Below are 14,512 nucleotides of genomic sequence, written 5' to 3'. Positions count from 1 at the left end.
AAAGGCTAGTATTTATTGGAAGGCAAAGAAAAAATATATTTTGGAGTCAGCCAAGAATGGATTTGTTTAGCAAATTTTACTTTGCAGATAAGTATTTGTCTGTGAATCTTCTATGTGATGAAAAAAAGTAATAAAAAAACAGAGGTCAGCATAACTCTACATTTGCTGACCTCTGTTTTTAAAGCTTTGAAGGGATTAAATAGATTTACTAAATACTTGTTGGGTAGATTGACTTTGCCAGTAATGTTCATCCAAATGCATGGCAATATTGCGTATAAATAGCTTACCTGTTTGAGTGACCTGTATATGATGAGAATTGAGTTCTACTAGTCCATCCTCTTCCAATACTTTGAGTCGTATGAGTGCATCTTTCATATAGGGAGGGGTCTCTTCTATCCAGGATGTGTTATGTTTGCACATTAGGTTTAGAATGTGTTTTCGGACTGCCAGATCTTCATCTGTAAGCATATGACCTTTGGATATAGGCAAACGGCCTTGTTCTACTTCATGCATATAGTCCTCTACCTCTTTGCTGTTTTGGGCAAATGCAGTCCATGTGTCAGAAATGCTGGAAGCTCCCAATCCTACAAGCAATTCAGTAGACTGAGTTGTGTAACCCATAAAATTTCGATGCAGAGTTCCTTTCTGATGTGCTTTGTATAATTCATCAACCGGAAGAGCAAAATGGTCCATTCCAATTTCGTGATAACCTGCTTGTAGTAACAATTCTCTGCCTAATTCATACAAAGCTCGTTTTTGATCAGACTGAGGTAGATCTGCTTCTGTATAACGACGTTGTGCCGGACTTTTCCAGGGTACATGCGCATAACTGTAAAATGCGATACGTTCCGGACGTAATTTCTGTACCCGATCAATTGTCATACGGATACTGTCTGCTGTTTGAAGAGGAAGTCCATAAATAATATCTGCATTAATTGCTGTATATCCTATTTGTCTGGCATCTTCAAATACACGTTTCGTTTGCTCAAACGTCTGTGGACGATTGATGATATACTGTACTTTTTCATCAAAGTCCTGGACTCCTACACTCAATCGGCAAAATCCTAAGTGATAAAGAGTTTGTAGTTGTTCTTTCTTTGTGTAATTGGGATGTACTTCCAGACTAAATTCAGGATGGGAAGGGATATAGGAAGTACTTAGTATATTTTCGATTAGGTATTGCAGATGAGATGCGGAGAAAAATGTTGGAGTGCCTCCACCTAGATGTATTTCACTTACTATAGGTTGTCTGCCAAATAACGTATGGTATAGTTGCCATTCTTTTAGTAATGTATCGATATATGGTTTTTCGACCGCATGATTGGCTGTGATACGTTTGTTGCATCCACAATACGTACATAGCTTCTCACAATAGGGGAGATGAATGTAAAGACTGATACCTTTGGAATAGCTACGATCAAACGCCTGTCTTACTGAATCTTCCCAATCTATATTGGAAGGTGTATCTTTCCAGTAAGGTACAGTGGGATAGCTAGTATATCGCGGACAAGGAATGTCGTATTTTTGAATGAGAGAACGAATGTCAGAGCTAATCATAGTACTATAGATTAATGATAATCAAAGGTACTGGTGAGGCACTTAACAAAGGATGAGAGAAGTCAGTAATTCTTATGATAATAACTAGCAAGATTACATTAGAAATGAAGAATCTGCTGATTGTGGGAAAGGGATAGAAATACAAAACCCTGCTTGCAGCAGGGTTTTGTATTCCGGGTATAGTTTGATTTATTATTTATTAACGCCTGTAACGCGAATCTCTGTACGACGGTTTTGCTGATGTTCTTCTTCTGTTTCTGCTTCCTTAATTAAAAGTGCTGTTTCTCCATATCCTTTAGCTACAATCCTATTAACATTAATTCCTTTGGAGATCAGATATTGCACAGCTGAGTTTGCACGACGTTGTGAAAGTGCCAGGTTATAATCATCTGATGCACGGGCATCGGTATGTGAACCTAGTTCTACAGAGATGCGAGGGTTGTCATTAAGGAACTGCACGACTTTGTCCAATTCAATTGCTGCATCTGGACGAATCGCATCTTTATCCAGATCATAATAGATATTCAATACCAGTGTAACTCCTTTTTCTTCACGATTAAGAGGCACTTTTACATAGAAAGTAGTATCTGTAACAGGTTTTATCAGCATCTCCTGAGGAATGGTACGACCTGACATAGAGAATGGTTCACGATTGGTTAGATAATCTGGCTTAGCTGCTATTATCATATAATTTTTACCTTCCTGTACTGGAAACTTAAATGTTCCATCATCTTTAGTGGTCATCTCACCAATCTGCTTATCTCCTTCCATGAACTGAATCTTAGTGTTTCCTAACACTACATCGCCCGTTGGTCCTTTAGTGATTGTAGTACCTGCTAAGAAGTAATTAACAATTTTGTAACCAGGATTTTTATCTTCAAAATAATAGATGTCATCATCCCCTTTACCACCTTCACGATTAGAGGAAAAGTACCCGGTAGTTGGAGTTTTAAATATAATACCAAAATCATCACCGGTAGAGTTCATGGGTACACCCATATTGGATAGGGTGATCTCTCCAGATTTACGAATGGCTACAAACATATCCAGTCGACCTAAGCCAGGGTGCCCATCTGATGAAAAGTATAATTTACCATCATCTGATACATATGGAAACATATCGTTGCCTGGGGTATTGATTTTGGTACCCATATTGGTTGGCTTACCGAAGCGTCCACTGGCATCGGCTGTTGCCCGCCACAGATCAACACCACCTAAACCTCCACTACGATTAGATGCAAAGTATAATGTTTTGCCATCTGTAGATAGAGTTGGCTGCGCATCCCATCCATTGGGATCACTTATTGGCATAAGTTCTGGATTAGTCCACTGGTTATCGCGGAAGTAGGAGATGTATAAATCCATGTCTTTACGTCCACGAGTACGTCCACCCAGATTGCCTCTGGCGAAGATCATCATTTTGCCATCTTTGGAGAAGGTTGGTGTACCTTCGTTTACATTGGCATCGTAAATTTTATCGCTAAATAACTCTGGTTTTTGTAGTGAAGTGGAATCTGCTAACTTGGATTTATACAGACCAACCATACCCAGTCCATTGGCTTCATAGGCCTTTTCCTTACGGGATGCTGTGAAAATGATATTTTCTCCTTGTAATACAGGTGAGAATTCCGAAGCAGTGGTATTTAACGCTTGTACATTCTGAATTTCATAGAATGTTTTTTGTGAAGCTGTTTTTTCTATCTCAGGAAGACTTTCAATTTCTTTTTTGGCTAATGCACGAAGTCTCAAACTTTTAGCTGTTTTCATATAATCTTCGAAAGCAGCCTGAGCTTCTTTGTATTTTCCATTTGCCTTCAACGAATAGGCATAATAATACTTAACAGTATCGTCCCTATTGCCAGCAGCGATAGCATCCTTATAAAAAGGTTCTGCTTCTTTGATTCTGTTGGAATACCAATACGCAGAAGCAATGGAAGTATTTATTTCCAGTGGTTTGAATGAAGCATTTTTCGCTTTGGCTTTTGTGAAGTTGTCAATGGCAGGTTGATATTTGCCGGCTCTCATCTGTTGTACTCCTTTTTTGTAGAGTCGGGACGCTGAATTACAACTGGCCAGTAACAGTATTCCAAAGACAAAAAATATAGGTATAGATTTGCGTAGCATAGCGCACTAGTAATTTTTTTCCGAAAAATAGGGTTTTATACCTGAAAAACGACGAATTAGGTTGTAAATTATATGAAGCTGATTTTTAAATTATTGCTTCGTCATTCTTCTCTTAGATAATCTAAAATTTCTGGAAATCCTTACCGCCAGGAATTCCAGAAATCTATCTATGCTGATACTGCTTTCGGCTTGAAATAACGGGAAAGCCAAGTATTGCCCGCTGGTTTTAACCATTCTGTTTGCAGTTGATCAATGGTATTTACCAGATTGTTGAATGATGGTGTGTCAGAGGTAATTTGCTCGGATTCTACAGCTTGCTTCATATCCTTCAACGCAATCAACTGAACTGTGTCGTTTATCAGAAATGCTTGTTGTGTACGATCAAAGAAGGAAATCTGGTACTGTTGTTCCATGTCCTGCATGAACCGAACTGATTTATCAATAGAACATCCACTGGCTGCATTGTATCCTTCATCAACAGCCAGAATCAAAAACTGATGGTGAACAATCTGACAAGATGCTTTTAATGTCTGGTTATGTACAGTCCAGGATACCAGAAAATTTTGTGTATCTGCCAATATATTTCTCTCCTCGTCACTTGTAAATGGACGACCTGCTTGATACACCCATACACGGGAAGTGTCAGGCATCTGATTGAATTCTATAAACATAAGACTTTTACTTTTTTGCTAATATATTGATTTTTCTATAGAATGAGAAAAATACATAAAGTGTTCCCGTTGCAGTTCGGAATGATCAGCAAATGAGTGATTCCTTGAGTTCATCTGAAAAAAAGCTTCATCACTAAACAGACATTTATTGCCTAATACTCTACTATCTGTACAAATAATTGACAATAGATTAAAGTAAATATCGCAAGAAATGGGTTTTTATCGAAAGCACGATGTCTGAATTTTGGCTCGTTCATTTTTCAAGTCAACCCTATGCATCAGATCTGTAATCCCTCTATTTTGTATTTTGGTACCCCGGTAGTTCTTATCAGTACGTTGAATGAAAACAATTCCTATAATCTGGCACCTATATCTTCAGCTTTTTGGTTAGGCTGGCGCTGTATGATTGGCATATCTGCTTTATCCAAAACCACTGAAAATCTTCTACGTACTGGAGAATGTGTTTTGAACCTACCTTCTGTGAATGAAGTTGCGGCTGTAAACCGTCTGGCTTTGACTACCGGGGCAAAGCCTGTTCCCGAAGGCAAACTAGCAAAAGGGTATCGGTTTGAACCTGATAAATTTGAAATTGCAGGACTTTCAGCTGTTGAGTCTGAGATTGTAGTCGCTCCAAGAGTATTGGAGTGTCCGGTACAAATGGAAGCGCAATTAGTAGCTACTCATCCCATTGCCGAAGAAAGCTCTACACAACGTGGAAAGATTGTAAGCATAGAGCTGAAAGTAGTTCGAGTATATCTGGAGGAGTCGATTCAGATGAAAGACAATCCTGATCGTGTTGACCCAGATAAATGGCGACCATTGATTATGAGTTTTCAGCAATTTTATGGATTAGGAGAACAGGTACATCCATCAATATTGGCTCAAGTTCCTGAACAACTTTATCAGAGTTCTGACTGGAAGGCAGCCCGAGAACTAAGTGTAGAATAAGAATTTACTTCCATATTCTTAAAAGTACCATGGTATAAATTCCTAACATTCCTGCAATAAATAAGAACAGTTCAAACTCTGTTTCTGGAAATCGGGCAGATTGTGCCAGGAAAGCTGCTGCCAACAGTAGTAGAATAATACCACTGCTAAAGGTCAAAATAATTTTCTGGGCATAATTGAGCCTTGTTGGTAAGGCTATGAAGGTAGGCTCTTTTGCTGGATTATGTGAAAATTCCTGAGAGGACCCTTCTTCTGCTTGAGCAAAATCCCATATAAAGTTTAATTGTTCAGAAAGAACTTTTACTGTATAGGCTCTGGGGAGTACATCCGCACTTTCGATTCGCTGAATAGACCGCAGACTGATACCTGTAAGGTTGGAAAGTTCTTGTTGGGTATAGCCTTTTGCCTGACGTCCGTCTCTTACCTTTTGGGCGATTGTTTCCTTGGCTGTAGTATCCATAGTTTAGGTAGTAAAGATGATGACAATATACGTCTTTTGTACGCCATTTGTCAATGGCGTTTTATTTGGAGGGTAGTAAGGATAGATTTGTTTCGCTGGGGCAGCTGTTACCCGGATTTATTAATTTGACAACTCATTAAATTACTATGACAAATTCATCTTTACTGCAACGCTGGACGATATTTAATAAGCCGGCTCCTCTGATGGCCTTTTTCAAGGTTTTTCTGTATTGGATAGTAGTTGAACTTATTTTATTAGGTAGTGGATTCCTTGCTTCTTTGTTTCCTCTACCTATAAGTCGTTATGGATTTGGTTTATTTGGATGTCTGGGAAGTACACTGATTACGCTATGGTTTATAAGAAAAGATAATCAGTCATTTCAAAGTATGGGATTTCAGTATCAATCAGGTACTATTCCCCGATTTCTACTAGGTTTCTTTTTGGGGTTATTGGTGATGCCTGTGGTAATAGCGATTGTTTTGCTAACAGAACCTGTACAATTGATATCTGTAGATACAGCCAATATGGAATTGTTTATTGTGTCAGCAATAAGCCTTATACCTATGGTGTTTGCTGAAGAAGTTGTCTTTAGGTTGTATTCCCTAAAAACACTACAACCTTACTTTGGAATATGGACTACTCAATTGATCATCGCATTTGTTTTTGGTCTCTATCATTTGTTGTATGGATGGAGTATTGTGGATGCAATGGTGGGTACCTCACTTTGGTCATTGGTATTTGGTCTTTCAGCTGTACTGTCCCGGGGGATTGCTGTATCAACTGGGATTCATTTTGCAGTAAATATAGGGCAGATTTTAGTAGGGAAAAAGCAAAGTTTATGGACTTTGAAACCGATTCACTCTGCTACAACGGACTGGGAGAAACATGTGCATAGTACAGCTTCACTGATTGGTTATGGCATTGTAGTATTGTGGATCATAGTTTTGGTTGTATTGATTCTTAAAAAGAAGAGATTAAAAGAAATAGCTTAGAGGAATAGAATAGATACTTTTGTTAAATACTTCTTGCGCTGTTTATCCTTACAAAAATAAACCCTGAGAAGAGAGTTAAACTCTACTTCCCAGGGGGTTTTTAGTTGTTGGTTGATATTAAATTGTTGGCTTTATAATGACCTATCAATTAGTTCTGCCAGATCATATACTTTAACTTCAGTTTCCTTCTCTTTGTTTTTAATTCCATCTGCCAGCATCGTCATACAAAATGGGCAGGCAACAGCTACAACATTCGGATTGGTGTTTAGTGCTTCTTCAATACGTTCAATATTGACTTCCTTGTTGCCAGGTTCTGCTTCTTTAAACATCTGACCACCACCTGCACCACAACACAAGCCATGTCGACGGCTGCGTTTCATTTCCACAAGTTCTGCATCTAATGCCTGCAATACTTCTCGTGGAGCTTCATATACATCGTTGGCACGACCCAGATAGCAGGAATCGTGGTAGGTAATACGTTTGCCTTTGAATTCCCCACCTCCCTGTAATTTTATTTTACCTTCATTGATTAATTGTTGTAAAAACTGGGAATGATGAAGTACTTCATAATTTCCCCCTAAAGCAGGGTAATCATTTTTCAAAGTATTGAAACAGTGGGGACATGCTGTTACGATTTTCTTAATATTATAACCATTCAAGACTTCTATATTTTGTATGGCCAGCATCTGGAAGAGGAATTCATTCCCTGCCCGACGTGCAGGATCTCCTGTACAACTTTCTTCTGTACCAAGTACCGCAAAACGGATACCTAGTTTATTTAAGATTTTGGTAAAGGCAATAGTTACTTTTTTGTATCGATCATCAAAAGAACCGGCACAACCTACCCAGAAAAGAACTTCGGGTTCTTCTCCGCGGGCCATCAACTCAGCCATGGTAGGAACTTGAAAATTTATGGTTTCACTCATATCTATAGTAGAATGTTTTGTTCACAATATATGTAAGCAATCATACACACTGAATTGTTATTTTATTGACCGGATTTGAGTTGGTCTGCCCAATTAAATCTATCTGATGGAGAGAATTTCCAGGGAGCCATATTATTTTCTTCATTTGAAAACATAGCATTCCATGAACCTGGAGCAGAAGACTCTTCCATAATCATATAGCGACGTAACTCAAGGATGATATCTAGTGGACTAATACTTACCGGACAGACTTCTACACAAGCATTACAGGTAGTACAGGCTAGAAGTTCTTCACGTGTTATGTAGTTATCCAGCAAAGATTTCCCATCTGTAAAAGCCTCTTTACCAGATTCTATTTGTTGTCCAACCTCTTCCATACGATCCCGGGTATCCATCATGATTTTACGTGGGGACAAAAGCTTGCCCGTAATATTAGCTGGACATTCGGAAGTACAGCGGCCACATTCTGTGCAACTATACGCATCCATCAGATTTTTCCATGAAAGATCATTGATGTCTTTGGCTCCAAAGCGACCAGGAGTTGCATCGGCAGATTCTGTACTTACCGAGGTGTCACTGTTACCATTGGTTGTTTCTGGTAAGCCCAGCATCAGACGAACTTCTTTGGTTACAACAGGCATGTTGCGCATTTCTCCTTTGGGAAGGAGGCGGGCAAAATAGGTGTTGGGAAATGCCATTGCAATATGTAGATGCTTGGAATAGGTAACATAAATACCAAAACCCAGAATACCCAGAATATGGAACCACCAGGCAAATCGTTCATACACGACTAACGCTGTTGTATCCCAACCTTCAAAAAGGCTGGATAGAATGCCACTAAACCAGAAAGAACCTATCCCTGCAATATTGTAATGTTCTACTCCTCTTTCACGTAATACTGTATCTGATGCATTCCAGGTGAGAAATGCCAGCATAAGCAGAATTTCAAATGTCAGAATCAGATTGGCATCTGTAAGAGGCCATTTGGTTAGTTCCCGTGCATGAAGACGTTTGACACGTAGTATATTCCGTCTTATCAGAAAAATAGCACAGACTACAATTACTCCCACCGCTAAGAACTCAAAGAAGTTAATCAGAAATGTATAAAATCCTCCCAGGATAGGTGCGAAAAGCCTGTGTGTGCCTGCAATACCATCTATGATTATTTCCAGTACTTCAATATTAATGATTAGAAATCCTACATAAATCACAAAGTGCATTAATCCTACTAGTGGGCGGTCAAACATTTTCTTTTGACCAAAGGCAATAAGAAGTGTATTTTGCCAGCGTTGAGATGGATTGTCTTTGATGACTTCATCTTTACCCAATCGAATGTTCTGGATAATCCTTCTGATGCGTTTGTAGGCAATGTATCCTACAGATGCCAGGCATATGATGAAAATAATCTGTTCGATCATAAAAATTATAAATAAATAAGTTGTTGATAGTCAGATTTTTGTACTTTTTCCTGAAAAAAAATATAAAATTTATTTACAAAAGTTTTGCATCTGAAAAAATATCCTCTACTTTTGCATCCTCATTCGGCGGTGATGTAGCTCAGTTGGTAGAGCAAAGGACTGAAAATCCTTGTGTCGGCGGTTCGATTCCGTCCATCACCACTCCAACCCTCTAACTTTAAAAGTTTAGAGGGTTTTTTATTTTTATCGACTAAGTTCAGTAGGTTCATTCTCCTTTATCCTTGACTAGTTATATATATTGTATCATTATTCCAGACAAAAGTAGTACTTTTTCTGAATAATTAGTATGCTTGCATACTTTTTTTGTGTGAAAGATTCTATCTTATTGACAGATAGAAGAATTGCCTATATTCAAACAAAAAAGAATATTCAAAAAATCTATTCCTATTAAGAACATTATATTATTAGTTGACAAATGAGATACTTTAGACTATTTCATAATGTGTCACAACCAATAGGATTAGTTTTGGAACGTGAATCTTGCATTAAGACAAAATCCAATCAATTTGATATAAAGGTAAGATACATATTCTGCTTTCCGTTTATAGAAAGTTTCTTTGAGTATGAGAGTTTTTTGATTTTTTTAGACTAGGAAAATAATTTTATCAGGAATTAGTTAGTAGTTTTAAAAGGTAGTTCCTAATATGTCATTTATCTGAAGGGTAGTAAAGCAATAAACAAGTGTAAAAAGAATTGACAAAGACTACCTGTTATCAGTGAATTCTAAAATTTTGAGCCATTGGATCGTTTTCAGATTACAACTTCCGCATCTCCCTGGTTTATAGTAGTATGTCTGGCTGTAGGTGCTATCTATGCATTTATTTTATATCAGAAAAAACCTATCTGGGGAGTACAACTAAACTGGGCATTGGCTGTTTGTCGCTTTGTCGTAGTAAGTATATTGTGTTTTTTACTAATGGGTCCTCTGGTTCGGCAGTTCATGCATATATATGAAAAACCAGCTGTTGTAATTGCCGTAGACAACTCCGAATCAATTAAGCTTACAGGAGATAGTACTATTTTGAATCAGCAGTTACAACAAATCAAAGACTTGGCTGGACAGCTTCAAAAGAGTAATGTAGATGTTGAAGTTCAGATGCTGGATAAAAATGCAGAAGTTACTACTTTAAATAGTGGACTGTTTACGCAAGCCGCAACTAATCTGAGCCAGTTACTCAATACCGTTCAGAGTAATTATGAAAACCGTAACCTTGCCGGTGTTGTCCTTTTTACAGATGGTATTTATAATCAGGGCATTTCACCAGAGTACCAATCCTACAATTTCCCTATCTATCCCATTGCAGTTGGAGACACAGTTCCTCGCAGAGATGTGAATCTTAAAGTGTTGTATTTTAATAAAATTACCTATCTGGGAAACAAATTTCCTATTGTTGCAGAGATTCATAGCAACGGATATGCTGGCAAAGTAGTAAATGTTAATTTGAAACAGAACAACAAAACCCTGGCTACCAAAACAGTTTCTTTTACAAAAGAAAAAGATATTCAGGAGATTACTTTCTATACTGAAGCAAATGTAAAAGGTATTCAACACTTTGTTGTAGAGATAGCTCCTTTACAGGGAGAATTTACTTTACAGAATAACGCTAGGGATGCTTACATAGAAGTAATTGATGGAAAAGAGAAAATCCTGCTCGTTGCAGCAACTCCACATCCAGATATCAAAGCTATTAAATCTGCTCTGGAGAAAAATGACAATTATGATCTGGATATTGTTATTGCCGGGCAAGGCTCTCCAAAGGAGCCGCGTTATGATGTCGTGATTTTGCATCAGATACCAGATAATCTGGGTGCTGGAATAAACATTGTGAAAAAGTTTCTGGATCAGAAAGTTCCTGTGTGGTATATTCTAGGTAGTCAGGTTAATATTCAGCAGTTTAATAATATGAACAACACGGTTAAGGTTGTTGCCAGAAGTTTTCAGACTGACCAGGTGTTCCCTTCATTTAATAATAACTTCTCTATTTTCAAATTTGAAGAAAGTAACGCTGCTGTATTACAAAAAATGCCACCTGTTACGGTTCCTTTTGGTGATTTTCATCTCATGCCCAATTCAGATGTAATTCTCTACCAACGTGTAGGAAGTGTAGTGACCAATAAGCCTTTGTGGATAGTTAATACTAACTCAACTCAAAAAACAGCAGTCATGCTGGGAGAAGGATTATGGGAATGGCGTATGGAAGAGTATAATCTTACAGAAAATCAAGTTTCTGTCGATGAATTGATTGGGAAAACCGTACAATATCTTTCTTCAAAAGACGACAAACGTAAATTACGTGTATATCCAATTACAGATGAGTTCCTAGATACAGATCCTGTTGTTTTTGAAGCAGAGGTTTACAATGATATTTATGAGCAGATCTATGGCCAGAAAATAGATCTGCAGCTTACAAATGGTGAAGATAAAGTTTCATCCTATTCTTTTACTACTGCAGAAGGAAATTCCCGGTTTGAATTAAGTAGTTTGCCCAAAGGTGTGTACCGATACAAAGCTTCTACTGTTCTGAAAGGTAGAAGCGAGCAGGTAAGTGGTGAATTTGTTGTAAAGGATCAGCAACTGGAAGCATTAAATACCACTGCAGATCATGGCTTATTGCATAAGCTGGCAGCACAGACCAATGGTCGGTTTTATCAGGCCAATCAGATTAATCAACTGATACAACAGCTTACTGCTACCCCTCCACCAGAACGTGTTCAAAGTAGAGAGGAGACATTGGAAATGATTAATCTGAAATGGTTATTTTTTGTATTGGTGTTATTGGCTGCTATCGAATGGGGAACCCGTAAATATATGGGAGCCTATTAAATGATAATCTGTGATTATAGTATTGTACAGATAGTATGATTACAGGTATATTCTCTTAGTACCATCTTCTTATTTTCTGATGGACACTATACACCTGAAGGATTATCTATTATAATAGATAATCCTTCAGGTGATTTCTTTTATTGCTCTCCTTCTATACAACCCTCCCTAAGTCACCTGGAAGGAAATCTTAAACAAGACTTATTTATCTGTCACAAGCCCTCCAAAGTAAAATTGCTGATTATCAGTATTGTCATCCATCTGGCCTCTGAAATGATTTTCTAAATAAGTATCCTTTATTTAGAATAATTAAAAATAACTTGCACATATGCGAGGGCATCTCTAAGTTTGTGCTGTTTGGAATTAGTCTAAATAAGTATATGAAACGCCCAAGACTCTGTTTACTCTTTTTTGGAAGTTTGTTAGCCATCTCTACCTCTTGGGCTCAGTCACAAAAAACAACTGAAGAAAAGAAAACAGGTAAGATAGATAGTATACAACAGCTTCAGGAAATTGTGGTAACGGCTACACGGAGTGAACGCCAACTAGGAGCACTTCCTATGCCTGTAACGGTAGTTTCTGGTAAGCAGATTCAGAAGATGGGATCTGTGCGATTGAATGATGTACTACAGGAGCAAACAGGGCTTATGCCTGTTACAAATCATGGCAATGGAATCCAGATACAAGGGTTTGATCCTGATTATACATTGATATTAGTCGATGGGGAACCATTGATAGGACGTACTTCCGGTACATTGGAATTGTCCAGAGTAGCAGTTGGTAATATCAAACAGATTGAAATTGTAAAAGGTCCTGCTTCCAGTTTGTATGGTAGTGAAGCATTAGCTGGGGTTATCAATATAATTACAGAGAAACCTGAAGGGCTAAAAGGTTCACTAAAAGGTCGGTATGGAACCAACGAGACAATTGACCTCACAGGTGATTTCTCCTATAGGTATAGAAAACTGGGTGTATATACTTTTGTTAATCGGTATCATACAGGTGGATATGACTTTACACCTGCTGAATATGGGAATACTGTAGATCCTTTTACCAATTATACCTATAATACTAAGCTAACCTATGATTTCTCTGAGAAAGTAAAGCTTTCACTTTCAGGAAGATATTTTACAGAATCTCAGACATCCGCTTCTGTCGTTTCTTTGGAAGGAGCATCTGATACAATTAGCGGTACTGGCAAAGTGACAGATTGGAATATAAATCCTACACTGACAGTAAAGTTTGCACCTCGGTTTAAGACAAACTTCCGCTTATATGCCTCCCGGTACCACACATCTTCGCTACTCAGCTATGAAAAAGATAATTCTGTATATGACGAAACTTTCTTTACACAAACATTCTTACGACCAGAAGTAATTGCTGAGTTTTCTCCTGTAAAAAAACATACGATTACTTTTGGCGGAGGGGGGACACGTGAGTCTGTTTTTGCAACGCGCTATACAAACAAAAAGTATTTTTCAACAGTATATGGGTTATTCCAGTATGAATGGCTAGCTAATAAAGATCTGACTTTAATTGCAGGTGGACGTTTTGATCATCATAGCTTATATGGTGGACAGATAAGTCCAAAGTTATCTGGTCAATATGAAATACTTCCCTGGTTAGCCTTCCGTGCCTCATTGGGTACAGGTTTTAAGGCTCCTGATTTCAGACAGGTATATCTCAACTTTACTAATTCAACAGTTGGTTATTCCGTATTCGGGATTGAAGAGCAGAAAGCTGGTATTGATACCTATGAGGCGCTGGGGCAAATCGCACGCTACCTGGTAGATTCAACATTGCTAAACCAGACAGGCCGACTCAAGGCTGAACGATCTGTGGCGTATAATGCCGGATTTAAAATTACTCCAATCCCACGTGTAATGGGGAACATAAACTTTTTCCGGAATAACATCCAGAATCTGATAAATACCCATCCTCTTGCTGAAAAAACAAATGGACAATACATCTATGGCTATCAGAATATATCCCGTTCTGTCATGCAGGGTATAGAAACTGATTGGACATATCAGTTGAATAAACATCTTTCTGTATCGGCGGGCTATCAGCTTTTGTATGCTTATGATCAGGATGTACTGAATCAGATTGCCGAAGGCAAAATATATATCCGTGATCCTAAAACCCTGAAAACTTCCCGAATGAAGAAAAGTCAATATGGAGGTCTGCTTAACCGATCAAGACATTCTGGTAATATCAAGTTCTTTTATGAAGATACCCGCACAGGGATATCGGGCAGTGTAAGAGGTATTTACAGAGGCAAATATGGACTGGCAGATACGGATGGCAATGGAGCTTTGAATGAGGGTGATGAATATGTAAAGGGATACATGCTCTGGAATATTGCTATGGCTAAAACATTTCGGAAGATGCTGACTGTACAGGCGGGTATTGATAACCTGTTCAATTTTAGGAATACAGCACAGATTACAACGATTCCTGGAAGGATTGTATACACAAGTTTGCAATTCGTACTAGCGAAGAACCAATAAACTATTTAATCAACAAACGAAA

Annotated in this window: 10 protein-coding genes and 1 tRNA gene; 5 read left to right on the top strand and 6 right to left on the bottom strand. The window is 38.1% G+C overall.

Going from position 1 to position 14,512, the window contains the following annotated elements:
• Positions 1 to 195: 195 nt before the first annotated feature.
• From hemN to QNI22_RS23720, 3 genes are all read right to left on the bottom strand, one after another.
• On the bottom strand, positions 196 to 1,557 hold the full coding sequence (gene hemN / locus QNI22_RS23730) for an oxygen-independent coproporphyrinogen III oxidase (RefSeq protein ID WP_314514344.1): 1,362 nt from the start codon (positions 1,555 to 1,557) through the stop codon (positions 196 to 198).
• A 192-nt stretch (positions 1,558 to 1,749) separates the two neighbouring features.
• Positions 1,750 to 3,681, bottom strand: coding sequence for a CHU_0125 family OmpA-like outer membrane integrity protein (locus QNI22_RS23725; protein WP_314514343.1), 1,932 nt, complete (start codon positions 3,679 to 3,681; stop codon positions 1,750 to 1,752).
• A 167-nt stretch (positions 3,682 to 3,848) separates the two neighbouring features.
• Complete coding sequence (locus QNI22_RS23720) at positions 3,849 to 4,352, bottom strand: hypothetical protein (protein ID WP_314514342.1); 504 nt, start codon at positions 4,350 to 4,352, stop codon at positions 3,849 to 3,851.
• Between the two features lie 273 nt (positions 4,353 to 4,625).
• Between QNI22_RS23720 and QNI22_RS23715 the strand changes: the two genes are divergently transcribed.
• Positions 4,626 to 5,300, top strand: coding sequence for a flavin reductase family protein (locus QNI22_RS23715; protein ID WP_314514340.1), 675 nt, complete (start codon positions 4,626 to 4,628; stop codon positions 5,298 to 5,300).
• 4 nt (positions 5,301 to 5,304) lie between these two features.
• Here the strand turns inward: QNI22_RS23715 and QNI22_RS23710 are convergent, their stop codons facing one another.
• Entirely contained in the window at positions 5,305 to 5,760 is a 456-nt protein-coding gene (locus QNI22_RS23710) for a helix-turn-helix domain-containing protein (RefSeq protein ID WP_314514338.1), read from the bottom strand.
• A gap of 146 nt (positions 5,761 to 5,906) precedes the next feature.
• Here QNI22_RS23710 and QNI22_RS23705 point away from each other — a divergent pair, with 146 nt between their 5' ends.
• Positions 5,907 to 6,752, top strand: a complete 846-nt coding sequence (locus QNI22_RS23705; protein WP_314514336.1) for a CPBP family intramembrane glutamic endopeptidase — start codon at positions 5,907 to 5,909, stop codon at positions 6,750 to 6,752.
• Between the two features lie 131 nt (positions 6,753 to 6,883).
• Here the strand turns inward: QNI22_RS23705 and QNI22_RS23700 are convergent, their stop codons facing one another.
• Both QNI22_RS23700 and QNI22_RS23695 read right to left on the bottom strand, forming a co-directional pair.
• Positions 6,884 to 7,678, bottom strand: coding sequence for a (Fe-S)-binding protein (locus QNI22_RS23700; protein WP_314514334.1), 795 nt, complete (start codon positions 7,676 to 7,678; stop codon positions 6,884 to 6,886).
• 62 nt (positions 7,679 to 7,740) lie between these two features.
• Positions 7,741 to 9,102 (bottom strand): 4Fe-4S dicluster domain-containing protein, encoded by a 1,362-nt coding sequence (locus QNI22_RS23695; RefSeq protein ID WP_314514674.1) that lies wholly within the window; start codon positions 9,100 to 9,102, stop codon positions 7,741 to 7,743.
• A gap of 122 nt (positions 9,103 to 9,224) precedes the next feature.
• Between QNI22_RS23695 and QNI22_RS23690 the strand changes: the two genes are divergently transcribed.
• The 3 genes from QNI22_RS23690 to QNI22_RS23680 all read left to right on the top strand — a co-directional run bounded on the left by QNI22_RS23690 (position 9,225) and on the right by QNI22_RS23680 (position 14,490).
• A tRNA-Phe gene (locus QNI22_RS23690) sits at positions 9,225 to 9,297 on the top strand.
• 598 nt (positions 9,298 to 9,895) lie between these two features.
• Positions 9,896 to 11,980 carry a VWA domain-containing protein gene (locus tag QNI22_RS23685; protein ID WP_314514332.1) on the top strand — a complete coding sequence of 695 codons (2,085 nt, stop codon included), beginning with the start codon at positions 9,896 to 9,898 and terminating at the stop codon, positions 11,978 to 11,980.
• Positions 11,981 to 12,360: 380 nt separating this feature from the next.
• Positions 12,361 to 14,490 carry a TonB-dependent receptor plug domain-containing protein gene (locus QNI22_RS23680; protein WP_314514330.1) on the top strand — a complete coding sequence of 710 codons (2,130 nt, stop codon included), beginning with the start codon at positions 12,361 to 12,363 and terminating at the stop codon, positions 14,488 to 14,490.
• Positions 14,491 to 14,512 lie beyond the last annotated feature (22 nt).

Origin of the sequence: Xanthocytophaga agilis, assembly GCF_030068605.1 — a bacterium.
Lineage (GTDB): Bacteria > Bacteroidota > Bacteroidia > Cytophagales > 172606-1 > Xanthocytophaga > Xanthocytophaga agilis.
Note: the sequence above shows the minus strand (reverse complement) of the source record. Positions and strands in the feature narration are given on the sequence as shown.